The sequence below is a fragment of the Halomonas sp. SpR8 genome, assembly GCF_031010195.1.
Lineage (GTDB): Bacteria > Pseudomonadota > Gammaproteobacteria > Pseudomonadales > Halomonadaceae > Vreelandella.
Genome location: NZ_JAUAMC010000014.1, coordinates 26,254 through 44,048 on the forward strand (window position 1 = coordinate 26,254; position 17,795 = coordinate 44,048).

Below are 17,795 nucleotides of genomic sequence, written 5' to 3' on the forward strand. Positions count from 1 at the left end.
GCGGGGGGATTAAGGTGTATCGGCATCAATCTTGTAACCAGCGATCCAGATGGGCGCGAGTAAGCTCGCCAACGTGGATATCCAGGGTGTTGCCCTGGCGGTCAAACAGCACGGTGGTGGGCAGACCCGGCGCTTGAAAAAGCGCCGTCAGTTGCTGGCTGGGGTCGCGCAGAGCATAGCGAAACGCAAGCTGCTGCTCATCCAAATAGCGCACCATGGGCAGCAGGTCTTCCCCCTGATTGGCAACGACGACGCTGACACCATCGCGCTGGGCGGCTTCTTCCAGCAGCGGCATTTCACGCAGGCAGGGCGGGCACCAGGTAGCCCAAAGGTTGACGATAATCAGGTCGCCGTTTTCAGTTAATGACGGCAGATGCACCTGATTACCCTCGATATCCTCAAGAGTTACCTCCGGGAGCGTGTCAACCGCAAAGTCATTGCCCAGGGGCGCTAGGGTGACCAGAACCAGCCACAGGCTGGAGGCGGCTATTAGCAGCGCCATTGCACCGCCCATGGCTAACAGTCGTGCGCGCAGCGTCCAGGCTGTCCATACCAAGCCTGCGGCCATTCCCCATAGGCCGTGGTAGCCGGGTTGCCAGACCTTGAGCGCTTCAAGCGGGTCGGCGCTATAGCTCTCCAGGTTGAGCAGAATATGGCCCGCCCGCGCGCCCACTAACCAGACCATGATAAGCCCGGTAAACCAGCGCTGCTGAACTGGGCGTGGCAGCCCCAATAAAAACCGCGCGCAGAGCAGTAGCAGAAGCGCGCAGCCAACGGCATAAAGGCGTGGCAGCGAAATCAGTAGTGGGCCGAGAGCAATGGCATTCATGGCTTTCCAGTTCAGTTTTTAATTCAAGTTTACACTTACGCAAGCCGCGAAGCAGGTACACTGAGAGACCATATCACGCGAGCTGAAAATTACGGAGACGTTATGCCCCCACCCGCTTTCGATAAGCTGCGCGCGCTAGCGATCGGCTCCCAAGCGATTGGCTTAATACTGATTATTACCCTGGAAACGGTCATGGGGGACGGTGCACGCCCCTGGCAGGGTGTGGTGCTGGCCGCCATGCTGGTCACAGCGTTAACGATTGCGCTGGTGCGTCTTTACCGACGTAAACGCGCTCAGAAACAACTCGCCGTACGCAGGCAATCTCTTGAAGAAGACGACGAGCGTTAGAAAGCGTTGCTTGTGTTTTTAGCGTTCCAGTTCCAGATTAATAGCAGCCTTAACGATTGACCGCTGGGGCACATTAAAACGATATAGTCTGTTATTTGACTGGGAGCGACAAACAACATGATCACTAAACGCGCATTAGCCACCGCTGTGGCGGCCTCAATCCTGGCAGTGGCCGGGTTCGCACAGGCGGAGGTCAAAGTTGGCTTCTTGGGCGGCTTTACGGGGGGAATTGAAAGTTTAACGCCACCGATTTTTGAAGGTGCCCAGCTAGCCGTTGAGCAGATCAATGAACAGGGCGGGATTTTAGACGGCCAAACCTTAGTGATGCCGTCCGGTGATACCACCTGTTCCGATGCATCGGCTGCCTCTAACGCCGCCGACCGTATGGTGAACTCTGAAAATGTCACCGCGATTGTCGGTGCGCTGTGTACTGGTGCGACCATTGCCGCGGCTAATAACGCCGCTATTCCCGGTGGCGTGTTGATGGTATCGCCCGCTTCTACCGCACCTGCGGTATCCGAGCTTGACGATAACGATCTTGTGTTCCGCACCGTGCCCTCAGACGCTTTCCAGGGGGAAATGCTGGCTAAGCTGCTGCTCGAAAAAGGCATTGACGCAGTGGCGGTGACCTACGTGAATAACGATTATGGTCAAGGCCTCTCTGACGCCTTTAGCACTGCCTTTGAAGCAGGCGGTGGTGAGATTACCGAGAACCTTGCCCATGAAGATAACCGCGCTGATTATCGCTCTGAGCTAGGTTCACTTTCAGTGAGTGGCGTTGATACCCTCGTCGTACTGGCCTATGCTGACACCTCTGGTCAAACGGTGCTGCGTCAAGCCTATGAAAGCGGCATGTTTACCCAGTACGTGGGCGCTGACGGCATGGTCGGTGATAGCCTTATCGAGGCCATCGGCGCAGACGTGCTGGATGGCATGATCGCTACCCGCCCCGGCAGCCCTGATCTTCCCGGCACCGATATGTTTATTGAGGCCGCCGAAGCCGTCGAGCTGGATCCAAGTGCGGTATTTGCTGCCCAGGCCTACGACGCCGCTTTCCTGATTGCGCTGGCGATTGAGCAGAACGGCAGCGCTGACCGTGAAGGCCTTTCAGACGCGCTGCGAAGCGTTTCCAGTGCCCCCGGCGAAGTTATCCTGCCCGGTGAGTGGGAAAAGGCGGTTGAGCTGATTGCCGCTGGCACCGAGATCAACTACGAAGGCGCTTCCGGCTCCCACGAGTTTGATGAAAACGGCGACGTGCCCGGCGTGGTGGTCGAAATGGCTGTCGAAGATGGTACCTTTACCAGCAAAGGTCAGGTTGATCTTTAAGCTTCACGTTTAGTGTTAAAACAAATGCCCGGTTAATTAGCCGGGCATTTTCTATGGAACAAATTTTTAAGGGGCAGCTAGGGTTCTTTATCTTCTTCGGTCGCCGCCCATAATGACCCACTTATCAACAACGGTCCTGTTGCCGGGCTGTGGATTAATGGCCAAGAATCTGGCTTAAGAACAGCTGAGTACGCTCGGATTGTGGGTTGTTGAAGAAGGGTTCAGGCGCGTTTTCTTCAATAATTTGCCCTTGATCCATAAAAATCACTCGGTCAGCCACCTTTTTAGCGAAGCCCATTTCGTGGGTGACACAGATCATCGTCATGCCCTCTTCCGCTAGCTCAACCATCACGTCCAGCACTTCCTTGATCATCTCTGGATCAAGGGCAGAAGTGGGCTCGTCAAACAGCATGACATCGGGGTGCATGCACAACGAGCGGGCAATCGCCACGCGCTGCTGCTGACCGCCCGAAAGTTGTCCTGGGTATTTAGTCGCCTGTTCGGCAATGCGCACCCGCTCCAGGTACTCCATGGCCAGCGCTTCGGCCTCTTTGCGGGGTTTCTTTTGTACCCACATTGGCGCGATACAGCAGTTTTCCAGCACTGATAAATGCGGGAACAGATTGAAGTGCTGGAACACCATGCCGACGCTGCGGCGAATCTGCTCAATACGCTTCACGTCTTGGGTCAGCGGTACACCGCCCACCACGATCTCACCTTTTTGGTGCTCTTCAAGGTGGTTAATGCAGCGAATCAGCGTTGATTTGCCGGACCCCGAAGGGCCGCACACCACGATACGCTCGCCGCGCTTCACCTCAAGGTAGATGTCACGCAGTACGTGAAAATCGCCGTACCACTTGTTGACGTTGCGCATCTCGACCATCAGTTCAGACGCGTTGGTGGTGGCTGCTTGTGTCATGTTGAAATCCTACTCAAAATCGAAAGAAAGCGGCATTAGGCGCTGTGGATGAGCCTATTGCTTATGACCGGTATTTAGCTTGCGTTCCAGGTACTGGCTGTAGCGCGACATGCTGAAACAGAAGACCCAGAACACGAACGCGGCAAATACATACCCCTCTATTGAGAAGCCAAGCCAGCGCGAGTCGGAAAGCGCCGCTTGCACAATGCCCAACAGGTCAAACAGCCCAATGATCATCACCAGGGTGGTGTCTTTAAACAGCGAGATAAACGTATTGACGATACCGGGAATCATCATTTTCAGCGCCTGGGGCATGACGATGAGCCCCATGCGTTTCCAGTAGGTCATGCCTAGCGCCGCAGCGGCTTCGTCCTGGCCTTTGGGGATGGCCTGCAAGCCACCGCGAATAACCTCCGCCATATAGGCACTTTGGAACAGCGTCAGGCCGATCAGCGCCCGCACAAGGCGATCCACGCTGAGTTCTGAAGGGAGAAACAGCGGCAACATCACCGAAGCCATAAATAGAATGGTGATCAGTGGAACGCCGCGCCAGAACTCGATAAAAATCACGCAGAAAGTTTTAACGATGGGCATGTTCGAGCGTCGCCCGAGCGCTAGCACAATACCAATCGGCAACGCGCCAATCATTCCCACGCTGGCCAGTAGCAGGGTTAGCATCAAACCGCCCCAGCGGTGGGTAGAAACCCGCGGTAGGTCGAAGTAGCCGCCGTGTAGCAGCACGTAGGCGATTACCGGGAAGATCAGCAGGGCAAACAGTGCCATCCAGCGTTTAAACGGCAGCCGCGGAATAACCATCCAGGCAATAATGCCCGCAAACATGGCAAACACGATATTGGCGCGCCAATACTCCTCACTGGGGTAAAGACCATACATAAACTGAGAAAACCGCGCGTTGACGAAAACCCAGCAAGCACCTACCCGTGAGCAGTCTTCACGGCTATCGCCCACCCAGTCGGCATCAATGAACGCCCACTGAACCGTTGGCACCACCAGTAGATACAGCACGTACAGGCCCAGCAGCGTGAAAATGCTATTGATCGGGCCGTTGAACAGATTGCCACGTAGCCAGGCAATCGGACCAATTGTGCCTTTCGGAGCCGGCTGCTGAGGTATGGTTTCTTTATTGTGAATCATGGGGTCGCCTCCGGCCTAGCGTTCGACCAGCGCAACGCGAGCGTTGAACCAGTTCATGAACATGGACACCAGCAAGCTGATGATCAAATAAACCGCCATGGTCATGGCAATCACTTCGATGGCCTGACCGGTCTGGTTGAGCGTGGTACCGGCGAACACCGAAACTAAGTCGGGGTAGCCGATGGCGGTGGCCAGGGATGAGTTTTTAATCAGGTTAAGGTATTGGCTGGTGAGCGGCGGAATAATGACGCGCATGGCTTGGGGAATCACCACTAGGCGCAGCACTAGATTGCGCGGCAAGCTCAATGCCTGAGCGGCTTCCGTTTGGCCATGAGGAATAGCCTGGATGCCCGAGCGCACGATTTCGGCAATAAACGAGGCGGTATAGATAGACAGCGCCAGCCACAGGGCCAAAAATTCGGGAATGATGGTAACGCCACCGCCGAAGTTAAAGCCGCGCAGTACCGGCATCTCCCAAGTGACCGGGACACCGGTGACCACCAATACCAGCAATGGCAGGCCAAAAATAATCACCAGCGACATCCAGAAAACCGGTAGACGCTTTCCGGTGGCTTCGTGGCGGCGCTTGTTCCAAATGACCAGTGCAATGCTGGCAATGATGGCTACCACAAAGGTAGCGGGGATCAGACCAAAGCCTGATTCGAACAACGGCTGAGGCAGGTAGAGCCCGCGAACGTTCAGGAAAATGGCTTCACCAAACGCCATGCTATCTCTGGCACTGGGAAGTGTGCGCAGTACCGCGAAGTACCAGAAGAAAATTTGCAGCAACAGCGGGATGTTACGAAAGGTTTCTATATAAGCGTTGGCTAGCTTAGCAATCAGCCAATTGGGCGATAGCCGTGCAATACCGACGATAAAACCAATAATCGAGGCAGCTAACACCCCTAAGCCTCCGACCAGCAGCGTATTGAGCAAACCGATCACGAAGGTACGGCCGTAGGTGCTCTGTGAGGAGTACTCGATTAAAGTTTGACCAATACCAAAGCCGGCTGTGTTGCCCAGAAAGCCAAAGCCGGTCGTGATGCCGCGGGCATTCAGGTTGGCTTGGGTATTGCCGATAATATAGATCAGGAAAGCCGCCACAACGGCGACTAAAATGAGCTGAAAAATTAGTGCGCGCTTAGCTCGATCTCGCCAAAACGGCGGCTTTTGGCCGGCGGGGCGAGCGTTAGGTCTTACAGACATGGGTGGCGTCTCCGCGATACGGAAGGTCAATCAGATGGCCCGCCTATTCCCTTAAAACAGATACCTGTAGGAAGTGTGGCGGGCCGGGGTCAAGCGAGACGCTTAGCGAATCGGCGGAGCGTACTGGAAGCCGCCGTCGTTCCACAGGGCGTTGACACCGCGCTCAATTTCCAGCGGAGAGTCCATACCCACGTTACGTTCGAAGCTTTCAGCGTAGTTACCGACTTGGCTAATAATGTTGTAAGCCCAGTCCGCTTCAAGACCCATGCCCTCGCCGTAGTTGCCGTCCTGGCCGAGCAAGCGAGCAATGTTAGGGTCTTCGGATTCAAGCATCTCTTCAGCATTCTCGCTGGTGACGCCGTACTCTTCTGCGTTAATCATCGCGAACAGCGACCATTTCACGATATTGAACCAGGTGTCATCGCCTTGACGAACGACCGGGCCTAGCGGTTCTTTGGAGATAACGTCAGACAGGATCATTGAGGCGGATGGATCCTCGAGCTGGATGCGCAGGGCGGCTAATTGCGAAGTATCAGACGTCAGCACGTCACAGCGGCCCGCTTGATAGCCACCCGCGGTTTGTTCAGAGGTATCGAAAACGATCGGGTTGAATTCCATGTCGTTAGCACGGAAGTAGTCAGCCAGGTTCAGCTCGGTAGTGGTACCCGCTTGAATACAGATGGAGGCACCGTCGAGTTCATCGGCACCGGTAATGCCCAGATCGCGAGAGACCATGAAGCCCTGGCCGTCGTAAAAGTTAACGCCGGTGAAGTTTAGGCCCAGGGTGGTGTCACGGGTCGTTGTCCAGGTGGTGTTGCGTGAAAGTACATCAACCTCACCTGACTGTAGTGCAGTGAAGCGCTCTACCGCATTGAGGGAAATGTAGTTAACCGCATCCGCATCGCCGAGTACCGCTGCCGCGACTGCTCGGCAAACATCAACGTCCAGGCCCTGCCAGTTACCGTCGTCATCCGGCGCCGAGAAGCCCGGCAGACCATCACTCACGCCGCACTGAACGGCGCCACGCTCAATGGTATCTTCCAGGGTGTCGGCTTGAGCAGTTGCTATTCCCGCTAGGCTAAGTGAGCCAGCAGATGCCAGCAGCACTAGGTGTTTTTTATTGAGCATTTAGTTTCCCTCGAAGTTATTGAAATCAGCTATTGAAATCAGTTATTGAAATCAATATTTGAATTAGTTGTGCATGCCGTAGCATGTAACTAAACCTAGCAAGGAAGATGCCAACGAGGGTACATGCGTTAATTCAGCGCTTTTCAACGCTACTCAACGAATTAGAGACGAACGTCTAGATGCAAAAAAAGTTACCTAACGCCTCGCATTGCACCGTTGTGGAGCAGCGCGAGGCAAAAGGTGACAAAAATAAGGCGATGGGCAGGGGTTACGTGACCGCGAAAGCTTTGCGCATAAACGGCGGTAGCGCGAGCGCGCCGCGATGGGCTTCGACACTGTAGTATTCAAGCGGTAGTGCGTGGCTTGCCGCCGCCTGCTCGCGAAAGGCATTAACGTCGATGGCCTTACCTGCCAACGTCACGCTCCACCAGCCTGACGGGTACACTGGCTGCGGGAACGGCAGCGTGGCGACGCTATCAAAACCTGCTTCCTGCATGTCGTTACGCAGCTCACGGATGATCGAACCGCTGTGATACAGCGGTGACTCGCTCTGCTGCACCATCACGCCGCCGTCTTTTAAAATGCGGTGGCAGCGCTTTAGAAAGTCGGTTTTAAACAGCCCTTCAGCAGGCCCAACCGGGTCGGTGGAGTCGATAATCAGCACATCGATGCTCTCATCCGGTGCATCGTCTACCCATTTCACGCCATCGGCGAACAGTAGCTCGGCGCGGGGATCGCTATTCGATTCAACCAGTGATGGAAAGAAGCGCTCAGACGCTTTCGTGACCTCTTCGTCGATATCAATTTGAGTTACTTTTTCAACACCGGGGTGACGCAGCACCTCCTTTAAGGTGCCGCAGTCGCCACCACCGATAATGACAACCCGCTTGGGATCTTGGTGGGTAAACAGCGCCGGGTGAGCGATCATCTCGTGATAAAGGAAGTTGTCGCGATCGGTCAGCATCACGCAGCCATCCAGCACCATCAGGTTGCCGTAGGTCTCGGTGGCGTAAACCTCCAGGTGCTGGTACTCGCTCTGCACATCCAGCAGCTTTTCGGAGATCTTCAGCGAGAAAGCGCTGCCGTGGCTCTCAAAGACTTCGGTAAACCACTGGTCGTCGCGTAATTCGCTCATGAATGGGCTCCTGTCTGCGGTGCGTTTGATTGCGTCGGAATATCCCGATGGTACTGTGGGCTTAGCTCGTGCAGCGCCTCCATAAAGGCGGTGACGTTATCGGGATTGGTAAACTGGCTGATACCGTGGCCCAGGTTAAACACGTGACCAGGGCCGTGGCCGTAGCTTTCCAGCACCCGGGCCACTTCGGCGCGGATGGCCGAGGGGCGGGCAAATAGCACGTTGGGGTCGAGGTTACCCTGCAGTGCGACCTTGTGGCCAACGCGGGCGCGAGCATCTGAAAGCTCAGTAGACCAGTCAATACCCAGCGCATCAGCACCGGCGCAGGCGATATGTTCAAGCCACTGGCCGCCGTTTTTAGTGAACAGGATCACCGGCACGCGGCGTCCATCGTGCTCGCGGATCAGACCAGAGACAATCTGCTCCATATAGCGCAGCGAGAATTCCAGATACGCAGGCGTAGACAGCGCGCCGCCCCAGGTATCAAAAATCTGCACTGCCTGGGCGCCCGCGCGAATCTGCGCATTCAGGTAGTCGGTCACCGCGTGGGCCAAGGTATCCAGCAGTTGGTGCATGGTGTCTGGCGTATCGTAAAGCATGGTTTTCAAATGGCGGAAGTCTTTGCTGGAACTGCCTTCAACCATATACGTCGCCAGCGTCCATGGGCTACCAGAGAAACCGATCAGCGGCATACGGCCATTCAGCTCGCGGCGAATGGTCGATACTGCACGCATTACGTAATCCAGGTCGCGTTCGGCGTCGGGTACGCTGAGTGCGGCAACCTCTTCCTGAGTGCGCACGGTTTTACGAAACTTGGGGCCTTCGCCGGTTTCAAAATAGAGCCCAAGACCCATGGCATCCGGAATAGTTAAAATATCCGAAAAAAGGATGGCGGCATCGAGTGGGTAGCGCTCCAAGGGCTGTAGGGTGACTTCACAGGCCAGGTCATGGTTACGGCATAGATCCATAAAGCTGCCTGCATCGGCTCGACTGGCGCGGTATTCCGGCAGGTAGCGGCCCGCTTGGCGCATCATCCATACCGGGGTGCGGTCAACGGGCTTACGCGCGAGCGCGCGAAGGAAACGATCATTTTGCAACGGTGTGGAAGTCATAGACACTTGCTCTTAAGAAATTTGCCCGTATCGTACTTGAGATAGGTACAGGGAACTGCATGTTCAGGCGGTACTTGGGAACGTATGCGTACAATTGTACTTGAAGATAAGCGCTAGGGCGGTGTACGAAGTGGCAAAAATCGTCGCACCCGGCCAATTTTTCTCGCTTAATTAGCCGATTTTAGCGTCTTCGCCAACGTGAGGCGTGCGCCGCTTCCTGTTAGAATACTGGCCCACTTTGCCAACACTGGTGTGGTTAACTGGTTTGGTCAATCAGCGAGGTAACCTGTGACCATTCGCTTCATTGCCGCTTCCCGGCTGCCCACGCCCTGGGCAACATTTACTATGCATGGCTTCGAAGATGAGGCCACTGGCAAGGATCATATCGCCCTAACGCTGGGTGATGTGACCGGCGACGAGCCTGTGTTGGGGCGGGTGCACTCCGAGTGTTTGACCGGCGATGCGCTGTTTTCCATGCGCTGCGACTGCGGCTACCAACTGCAGGAAGCGCTTAAGCGCATCGCTGAAGAGGGCCGCGGCGTACTGTTTTATCTGCGCCAGGAAGGGCGCGGTATTGGCTTGTTAAACAAAATTCGTGCCTATCACCTGCAGGATCAAGGCGCCGATACGGTTGAGGCCAACGAGCAGCTTGGTTTTGGCGCCGACATGCGCCGCTACGACCTGTGCGTGCCGATGCTAAACCATCTGGGCATTACGTCGTTAAGGTTAATGACCAATAACCCTCGCAAGGTGGATGCCCTGACCCGCGATGGGGTGAACGTAGTGGAGCGACTGCCGATCACCACCGGCCTTAATCCCCACAACGAGCAATACCTCTCAACCAAAGCGGGCAAGCTCGGCCATATGATGGCGTTGGATGATTTCACCCACGCCAGTGATGTGGATATTGAGCGCAAGGGGTGATATTGAAGGGGATGGTGGACGTTAGGAGCACCCTAAAATGGAAAACGTCGATAAACGCCAAAGTGAAGAGCAGGGCGAATTTAGCCATCTTGAAGAGTGGCTGCACAGCATTACCCATGGCATTGGAGCCGTGCTCAGCCTCGTGGGGATGGTAATACTGCTAGTGGCCGCGAGCTTCGCTGCTCATGTCGACCCTTGGAAAATAGTCAGTCTGAGCCTGTATGGCACCACGCTGGTGCTGCTGTATAGCGCCTCAACCCTTTATCACGCTATTCAGCACCGGCAGTGGAAGCAGCGCTTTCAACTGTTTGATCACTGCGCTATTTATCTACTGATTGCGGGTACTTATACGCCCTTTCTGCTCGTTAACATGCGCGGCACAACGGGGTGGGTACTGTTTGCCGCCGTGTGGTCGCTGGCGTTGGTGGGCATTGCCTGCAAACTGCTATGGCCCCAGCGCTTTACGATATTCCGGGTGGCGATCTACTTACTTATGGGCTGGATGGTCGTACTGGCATCGGGTGAGATGGCGGCCAGCTTGCCCACCATCGGTATTGCCTTACTGGCCGCAGGCGGCATCGCTTACACGCTGGGGGTGGTTTTCTACGCCGTGCGCGCAATTCCCTACAACCACGCTATTTGGCATCTGTTTGTGATAGCCGGAAGCATATGCCACTACTTTGCTGTTTATAGCGCTGTGCTGCCCCACGCCCCTTCCGCTTAGGGCTCGGCAGCAGCCTTCTCGCGCGCTGCTGCTTTGGCCATCGCGGGGCGCTGAATATGGTGCTCGCGGTAGGCTAAAAGCGGTTCAGGTAGACGATGCTTCATGCTAATCGCCCAGGAAAGGGTGTGGGTTAAGAACAGATCCGCGAGAGTGAAGGTGTTACCTACCAAGTACTCTTGCCCGTTATAGCGGCGCTCCAAGGCGCTTAGCGCACGCTGAAACTCCCAGGCACACACCGGTAGAAGAGCGGGAACGCGCTTATCCTGGGGTAGGGCGAACTTGTGCTTGGCCTGATTCCACAGCGGTTGCTCAATTTCCGTGACAATGAAGCTGAGCCACTGGTCGACTTGGGCTCGGGCGGCGGGGTCGCTGGGTAGCAGCGTGCCATCGCCATAGGTCTCGGCCAGATAACGGCAAATAGGCGCCGATTCAAATAAGTGCACGTCACCGTCTTCAATCACCGGCACTTTTCCATCGGGATGCCGCGCCAAGTGCTCTGCCGTTTGACCTTCACCCTTGTCCAGCGCAACGTGCTGGCACTGGTACTCCAAACCTAGCTCTTCAAGCGTCCAGGCCGCTCTCAGCGAGCGGGAGTTGGGGAAACTGTATAATGTGATCATGGCGTGCTCCTGACAATAGGCAATGATTTTTCAATCTAGCGGGTGTTAGCAGCGCTGTTGATTACCTGTATTCACTACTATCTCTAAGCGCGCTATCTCAAAGCGCCGTTTCAAGCGCTACCTCGCGCCTCACGAATTCGCTCGTAGGCATTGCCGATTTCGCTGGTGCGCGCTTGTGCGACTTCGCGCATGCTTTCAGGCAGGCCTTTGCCAGCCAGTTTGTCTGGGTGGTTTTGGCTCATTAGGCGGCGGTAGGCTTTTTTGATCTCGCTGTCGCTGGCATCTTCAGAAACCCCTAGCACACGGTAAGCATCTTTAAGGGCCTCTTCGCTGGCGCCCTGGGAGTTGGCGGCGGCGCCGTGCAGCATCGCTTCGATCTGCTGAACTTCAGCGTCGCTGCAGCCTACGCCGCGGGCAACGCGCAGAATCATCTCGTGCTCGGCGGGGTGAAGTACGCCGTCAGCCGCGATGGCCGAGAGCTGAACCTGGATAAATACCTGACGCAGAACCGGTTGGCGCTGGGTGAGACGGTTAACGTTGGCCAGTTCGGCGTCTAGATTAAAGTCATCGGCGCGGCCACGCTCGAAAGCGGCGCGCGCCTTGGCACGCTGTTCGCCCTGGAGGTGCATCTGGTCAAACAGTTTTTCGGCAATGTCCAGCTCGCCGTCGGTGACTTTGCCGTCGGCTTGGCACAGGCAGCCCATCACCGAGAAGATCGACTCCAGAAAGCCTTCCTGGATGCGCATCCGCGCGATATTCAGGCGGCGGCTAAGGCGTTTGCCTAGCCACCAGCCCAGGCCACCGCCAATCAACAGGCCCACCGGGCCGCCGAATGCAAGCCCAATCAAGGCAAAAATAATAATTAGAAATAGCATATTGGTCTCAAAAGTAGTTTAAAAGTAATGGCTTACGGAGGCAGTTCATGGAGCTAGCTTATGGAAGCCGGGCACGAATGGCGCGCTCGATGCCTTCGATATCCAATTGGCAATCGGCCAATAGCTGCGCAGGCGTGCCGTGCTCTATAAAGGCGTCCGGTAGACCGAGGTTGAGCACTTCCACCTGAACCCCTTCGGCGTGGAGCAGCTCATTGACAGCGCTACCTGCGCCGCCGGCAATGACGTTCTCCTCCAGTGTCACCAACAGTTCGTGCTCGTCGGCGGCGTGCAGCACCGCATCACGATCCAACGGTTTGATGGAGCGCATATTGATATGGGTGGCGTTCAACTTTTCGGCGACTTTCGCCGCGGCGCTGTTGAGGCTGCCAAAGGCAAGCAGCGCGATACGCACGCCGTCGTTGGCGGCGTGGCGGCACACTTCCGCTTTACCAATGGTTAACGGCTCAAGATGCGTGGGTGTCTCCATGCCTGGACCGGTGCCGCGGGGGTAGCGTACAGCAGCAGGGCCAGGGTGGTGATAGGCGGCGCTGAGCATGGCGCGGCACTCGGCCTCATCCGCCGGGGCCAGAATTACCATGCCGGGCACGCAACGCAGAAAGGAGAGATCCATGCTGCCGTGGTGGGTGGGCCCGTCTTCACCCACCAAGCCCGCGCGATCAATGGCAAAGGTGACGTCCAGGTTCTGCACGGCGACGTCATGAATAAGCTGGTCGTAGCCGCGCTGCAGAAAGGTGGAGTAAATCGCCACCACCGGCTTCATGCCTTCGCAGGCCATCCCCGCCGCCAGCGTTACCGCGTGCTGCTCGGCGATTGCCACATCAAAATAGCGCTGTGGGTACTCTTTTGAGAAGCGAATCAGGTCGGAGCCTTCACGCATGGCGGGGGTAATACCCATTAGGCGCGGATCGGTGGCCGCCATATCGCACAGCCAGTCGCCAAACACATTGCAGTACTTTTTCTTGGCGGGTGGCGGGGTAGCCACCGGTTTCTTGACCGTTGTAGCGTTGGCTAATGCTGCGGGTTTTTCCAGCTTGGTGATGGCGTGGTAGCCAATCTGATCCGCCTCGGCGGGCAGAAAGCCTTTGCCTTTCACCGTTTTGATATGCAGAAACTGCGGGCCGTCGAGATCGCGGAGGTTCTCCAGCGTCTCGGTGAGCGCGTCGAGATCGTGGCCATCAATCGGGCCAACGTAGTTAAAGCCCATCTCTTCAAACAGCGTGGCGGGGCTGACCATACCTTTCATATGCTCTTCGGTGCGCCGGGCAAGTTCCAGGGCGCCGGGCAAATGCGAAAGCACTTTTTTGCCCTCTTCGCGTATTTTCAGGTAGGGCTTGCTGGAGAGCACCCGGGCAAGGTAGGTCGCCATACCGCCGACGTTCTCGGAAATCGACATTTCGTTGTCGTTGAGAATCACCAGCAGGTTGGCATCTACGTGGCCCGTGTGGGCCAGGGCTTCAAAGGCCATGCCTGCGGTCAGCGCACCGTCGCCGATAATCGCACAAACGCGGCGCTTATCGCCCTGTGCCTTGGCTGCCAGCGCCATCCCTAGCGCCGCTGAAATTGAGGTGCTGGAGTGGCCGACACCGAAGGTGTCGTACTCGGATTCGGCGCGGCGGGGAAACGCCGCCAGGCCACCGTGCTGGCGAATACTTAAAATCGTCTCGCGGCGGCCGGTAAGAATTTTATGCGGATACGCTTGATGGCCAACATCCCAGACTAAACGGTCATGGGGGGTGTTAAAGGTGTGGTGCAGGGCAACGCAGAGCTCGACCACGCCAAGGCCCGCGCCAAAGTGGCCACCGGAAACGCCCACGCTATAGAGCAGGTAGGCGCGCAGCTCATCGGCCAGTTGGTCGAGTTGCTTGGCATTCATGGCCCGCAGGGCGGCGGGATGATCAAAAGAGTCAAGCAGCGGCGTCGTTGGGCGCTCGCGGGGGATCTCGTCGAACAGCTTCATGGGCATGTTTAGTGGTCGCGCTCGATCATATAGTGGGCTAAGTCGGCCAGCGGTGCGGCACGTTCGCCCAATGGGGCGAGCGCGGCAATGGCCTCGTCAATCAGGCTGTGCGCTTTACGTTGAGCGCCCCCTAACCCCAACAGGCTGGGGTAGGTGGGCTTGGCTCGTGCGGCATCGGCACCTGACGTTTTGCCTAGGGTAACGGTGTCGCCAGTCACATCCAGAATGTCGTCATGAATCTGAAAGGCTAGACCAATGGCGCGCGCGTAGCGAGTCAGCGCATTTAAGCGGGGATCATCGTCGGCAACCGCGACCAGGCCACCCAGGCGCACGGCGGCGACGATCAGGGCGCCGGTTTTATGGGCGTGCATGTGGGCCAGGGCGTCGACATCCGGATGGCCACCAACGGCATCTAAATCCAGCGCCTGCCCCCCTACCATGCCATCGCGGCCAGAGGCGGAGGCCAGCGTTTGTACTAAGTGACTCAAGCGTGGATGCGCGGTAGTGGCCAGCACTTCAAACGCCAGCGCCTGGAGGGCATCGCCAGCGAGAATCGCGCTCGCTTCATCAAAGGCTTTATGCACCGTGGGCTGCCCGCGGCGCAGGTCGTCGTCATCCATGGCAGGCAGGTCATCATGGATCAACGAGTAGGCGTGGATTAACTCGATGGCCGCGGCAGGAGCGTCCAGCGCCTCATTTTGCGCGCCTAGCGCATGGCCTGCCATATATACCAACAGCGGGCGCAGGCGTTTGCCTCCCGCCAGCAGGCCATGGCGCATGGCGGCCTCGAGTCGTGGGGCTATGGCCGGGCGGCTATCGAACAACGCCGCAAGCGTGGCGTCTACGCGGCGATTGCTGGTCTGGCGCAGGTTGGCGAGCTGGCTAGGCTGCATGGCTACCATGGGGGTGTCTCCTTGCTCTCATCCTCGGCCGCATCCTTGGGGGAGTCGGGGCCAGCGAAGGGCGCTACGTTTAAGCGCCCTTCACTGTCTTCACTGAGCGCACGCACCTTAAGTTCGGCGCTATCCAGGCGCTGCTGGGCAGCGCGGGTTAGTCGCACGCCCTGTTCAAACGCGGTCAGCGCATCTTCCAATGAGAGCTCGCCTGACTCAAGACGTTCAACGATGGTTTCGAGTTGCTCAACCGTCGCGGCAAAATCCTGCGGGGGTGGTGTCGTGTCGCTCATTGGGGTGTGCCTGCAAACCGATATGTTTTTAAAATAAGCTGAAATAAGCGCACAGTATACACCGACGCTTGGGGGGGACGTCTGCCTTTCAGCCTACGCTAATGGTGGCGACTTGCGATCCATTCATCGTCAGTACGCACACTTTTCATCATCTTAACCCGGTCTGACCGGGCCTGGTTGTGCTACGATATGCGCCTCCTGTGAACCGATACACGGCGCTTGCCGCCGACCATAGAGGTTGATTCAGCCATGGCTAAAACGTCCCTGGACAAGAGCAAGATCAAGATCCTGCTACTCGAGGGCGTCCACCAAAGTGCGGTGGACAATTTTCACAACGCCGGTTATGAAAATATCGAGCATCTGCCTACATCCCTTGATGAAGACGCGTTGATCGATAAGATCCGCGATGTTCATTTCATCGGTATCCGTTCCCGCACCCAGTTGACTGATCGCGTGTTCGAGGCGGCGGAGAAACTGGTCGGCGTTGGCTGTTTCTGTATCGGCACCAATCAGGTCGATTTAACCGCTGCGCTTACCCGCGGCATCGCGGTGTTTAACGCGCCATATTCCAACACCCGTTCGGTGGCCGAGCTGGTGCTGGCAGAAGCGATTATGCTGCTGCGCGGTATCCCCGAGAAAAACGCCCGCGCCCACCAGGGCGGTTGGTTGAAGTCCGCCAAGAACTCCCACGAAGCGCGCGGTAAAACCCTCGGTATCGTGGGTTACGGCAGTATCGGCGCGCAGCTTTCGGTGCTGGCCGAATCGCTGGGCTTTAACGTTATTTACTATGATGTCATCGCCAAGCTGGGCATGGGTAATGCAAGCCAGGTGGGCAGTCTTGAAGAGCTGTTGAGTCGTGCCGATGTGGTCAGCCTCCACGTGCCCGATCTCGCCTCTACCCGCTGGATGATCGGCGCCAAAGAGATTGCTGCCATGAAGCAAGGCGCCATCTTGATTAACGCTGCGCGCGGCAGCGTAGTGGAAATTGATGCACTGGCCGAAGCGATTAAAGCAGGCAAGCTTAACGGCGCCGCTATCGACGTATTCCCGGTTGAGCCGAAAGGCAACAACGAGGAGTTCCAGAGCCCGCTTCGCGGCCTGGAAAACGTGATTTTGACGCCGCACGTAGGTGGTTCGACCCTGGAAGCTCAAGAGAACATCGGTATCGAAGTGTCGGAAAAACTGATCACTTACTCTGACAACGGCACCACCGTGACGTCGGTCAACTTCCCCGAAGTGGCGCTGCCTGCCCACCCGGACAAGCATCGCTTGCTGCATATTCACGACAACGTGCCGGGTGTGCTGTCACAGATCAACCGTGTGTTGTCTGAAAATGACATCAACATCTCCGGTCAGTACCTGCAAACCAATGAAAAAGTCGGCTATGTGGTCATTGATGTGGATAAGGCTTACGGCCCGCAGGCGCTGGGAGCGTTACGAGAGGTCGATCACACGCTGAAAATTCGTGCGCTCTACTCGTCATAAAATAGTTAGTAGCACTTATTAGATAGCACTTTCTTACCAAAACGGCCCTTGTTAGGGCCGTTTTGCGTTGGGCTAGGCTTTTTAGCTGAAAATCAGGCCAAATCAAACAGTAGTACTTCGCCTGCTTCTTTACCCGTCAGATTGATTGCCTCTTCCGGCTCAAACGCCGCGGCGTCGCCAGCGCTGAGTGTCTCACCGTTCACCTCCATTTCGCCGTTTACCACATGCAGCCAAGTGTAGCGCGAAGGCGGCGGTGCTACCTGTTCGCCCACGCTAAACAAGCCCGAGTACAGGTTAACGTCCTGATTAATACTCACCGACCCATCGCGCCCCTCTTGAGAAGCCACCAGCCGCCACTGGCCCTGACGCTCGGCGGTAGGAAAGGCTTTCTGCTCGTAGCTGGGTTTAATGCCGAGCTGCTTGGGCTCAATCCAAATCTGCAAAAAGTGCAGCTCGTTCTGTTTGGAGTGGTTGAACTCGCTGTGCAGCACGCCGGTTCCCGCTGACATGCGCTGCACGTCGCCAGGGCGCATCACTTCACCGTTGCCCATGTTGTCCTTGTGCTCCATTTCGCCTTCCAGTACATAGGAGATAATTTCCATATTCCGGTGAGGGTGAGCGCCAAAGCCATGACCGCCCGCCACGCGATCTTCATTGATCACGCGCAGGGCACGGAATCCCATATGCTTGGGATCCATATAGTTGGCGAATGAAAAGGTATGGAAAGAGCGTAACCAGCCGTGGTCGGCGTAACCGCGTTCGTTAGAATGACGAATAATCATGCTGTGCTCCGCGAGTTGCGTGAGATTGAATAATGACAATATACGCCTCACATCGGCTTTGTG

18 protein-coding genes are annotated in these 17,795 nt (G+C 56.6%); 5 read left to right on the forward strand and 13 right to left on the reverse strand.

The genetic code is table 11. The features are described from left to right. Positions 1-25: 25 nt before the first annotated feature. Positions 26-829 (reverse strand): TlpA disulfide reductase family protein, encoded by an 804-nt coding sequence (locus tag QT230_RS19860; protein WP_308323891.1) that lies wholly within the window; start codon positions 827-829, stop codon positions 26-28. A 102-nt stretch (positions 830-931) separates the two neighbouring features. On the opposite strand from QT230_RS19860, the gene QT230_RS19865 reads away from it, so the two are divergent. Next, positions 932-1,177, forward strand: a complete 246-nt coding sequence (locus QT230_RS19865; RefSeq protein ID WP_308323892.1) for a hypothetical protein — start codon at positions 932-934, stop codon at positions 1,175-1,177. A gap of 117 nt (positions 1,178-1,294) precedes the next feature. Next, positions 1,295-2,503: an ABC transporter substrate-binding protein gene (locus QT230_RS19870; protein WP_308323893.1), complete on the forward strand. Its 1,209-nt coding sequence runs from the start codon at positions 1,295-1,297 to the stop codon at positions 2,501-2,503. 154 nt (positions 2,504-2,657) lie between these two features. Here the strand turns inward: QT230_RS19870 and QT230_RS19875 are convergent, their stop codons facing one another. The 6 genes from QT230_RS19875 to hemE all read right to left on the reverse strand — a co-directional run bounded on the left by QT230_RS19875 (position 2,658) and on the right by hemE (position 9,158). Further along, entirely contained in the window at positions 2,658-3,386 is a 729-nt protein-coding gene (locus tag QT230_RS19875; protein WP_374694487.1) for an amino acid ABC transporter ATP-binding protein, read from the reverse strand. Positions 3,387-3,476: 90 nt separating this feature from the next. Beyond that, on the reverse strand, positions 3,477-4,577 hold the full coding sequence (locus tag QT230_RS19880) for an amino acid ABC transporter permease (protein WP_308323895.1): 1,101 nt from the start codon (positions 4,575-4,577) through the stop codon (positions 3,477-3,479). 15 nt (positions 4,578-4,592) lie between these two features. Then, on the reverse strand, positions 4,593-5,783 hold the full coding sequence (locus QT230_RS19885; RefSeq protein WP_308323896.1) for an amino acid ABC transporter permease: 1,191 nt from the start codon (positions 5,781-5,783) through the stop codon (positions 4,593-4,595). A 102-nt stretch (positions 5,784-5,885) separates the two neighbouring features. Next, positions 5,886-6,911, reverse strand: coding sequence for an amino acid ABC transporter substrate-binding protein (locus tag QT230_RS19890; protein WP_308323897.1), 1,026 nt, complete (start codon positions 6,909-6,911; stop codon positions 5,886-5,888). Between the two features lie 268 nt (positions 6,912-7,179). Further along, positions 7,180-8,046 (reverse strand): polyamine aminopropyltransferase, encoded by an 867-nt coding sequence (speE, locus tag QT230_RS19895; protein WP_308323898.1) that lies wholly within the window; start codon positions 8,044-8,046, stop codon positions 7,180-7,182. Next, positions 8,043-9,158, reverse strand: coding sequence for a uroporphyrinogen decarboxylase (gene hemE / locus QT230_RS19900; RefSeq protein ID WP_308323899.1), 1,116 nt, complete (start codon positions 9,156-9,158; stop codon positions 8,043-8,045). Before hemE ends, speE begins: the two co-directional genes overlap by 4 nt. Positions 9,159-9,446: 288 nt before the next feature. Here hemE and ribA point away from each other — a divergent pair, with 288 nt between their 5' ends. Next, positions 9,447-10,082 carry a GTP cyclohydrolase II gene (gene ribA, locus QT230_RS19905; RefSeq protein WP_064235670.1) on the forward strand — a complete coding sequence of 212 codons (636 nt, stop codon included), beginning with the start codon at positions 9,447-9,449 and terminating at the stop codon, positions 10,080-10,082. 37 nt (positions 10,083-10,119) lie between these two features. Further along, the gene (locus QT230_RS19910) at positions 10,120-10,806 is read left to right on the forward strand and encodes a hemolysin III family protein (protein WP_308323900.1); all 687 of its coding nucleotides are present in this window, start codon (positions 10,120-10,122) and stop codon (positions 10,804-10,806) included. Here QT230_RS19910 and QT230_RS19915 read toward each other — a convergent pair. The 5 genes from QT230_RS19915 to QT230_RS19935 all read right to left on the reverse strand — a co-directional run bounded on the left by QT230_RS19915 (position 10,803) and on the right by QT230_RS19935 (position 15,465). Beyond that, positions 10,803-11,426 carry a glutathione S-transferase family protein gene (locus QT230_RS19915; protein WP_308323901.1) on the reverse strand — a complete coding sequence of 208 codons (624 nt, stop codon included), beginning with the start codon at positions 11,424-11,426 and terminating at the stop codon, positions 10,803-10,805. The two genes, QT230_RS19910 and QT230_RS19915, sit on opposite strands and share 4 nt — an antisense overlap. 110 nt (positions 11,427-11,536) lie before the next feature. Further along, entirely contained in the window at positions 11,537-12,301 is a 765-nt protein-coding gene (gene djlA / locus QT230_RS19920) for a co-chaperone DjlA (protein ID WP_308323902.1), read from the reverse strand. Positions 12,302-12,359: 58 nt separating this feature from the next. Next, positions 12,360-14,285, reverse strand: a complete 1,926-nt coding sequence (dxs, locus tag QT230_RS19925) for a 1-deoxy-D-xylulose-5-phosphate synthase (protein WP_308323903.1) — start codon at positions 14,283-14,285, stop codon at positions 12,360-12,362. Between the two features lie 2 nt (positions 14,286-14,287). Next, positions 14,288-15,181 carry a (2E,6E)-farnesyl diphosphate synthase gene (gene ispA, locus QT230_RS19930; protein WP_308323904.1) on the reverse strand — a complete coding sequence of 298 codons (894 nt, stop codon included), beginning with the start codon at positions 15,179-15,181 and terminating at the stop codon, positions 14,288-14,290. Beyond that, positions 15,175-15,465 (reverse strand): exodeoxyribonuclease VII small subunit, encoded by a 291-nt coding sequence (locus tag QT230_RS19935; RefSeq protein WP_308323905.1) that lies wholly within the window; start codon positions 15,463-15,465, stop codon positions 15,175-15,177. The genes ispA and QT230_RS19935 overlap by 7 nt, the downstream gene beginning before the upstream one ends. A 249-nt stretch (positions 15,466-15,714) precedes the next feature. Here QT230_RS19935 and serA point away from each other — a divergent pair, with 249 nt between their 5' ends. Next, on the forward strand, positions 15,715-16,950 hold the full coding sequence (serA, locus tag QT230_RS19940; protein ID WP_308323906.1) for a phosphoglycerate dehydrogenase: 1,236 nt from the start codon (positions 15,715-15,717) through the stop codon (positions 16,948-16,950). A 92-nt stretch (positions 16,951-17,042) separates the two neighbouring features. On the opposite strand, the gene QT230_RS19945 is transcribed toward serA, so the two are convergent. Next, complete coding sequence (locus QT230_RS19945) at positions 17,043-17,732, reverse strand: pirin family protein (RefSeq protein ID WP_308323907.1); 690 nt, start codon at positions 17,730-17,732, stop codon at positions 17,043-17,045. Positions 17,733-17,795: the final 63 nt, after the last annotated feature.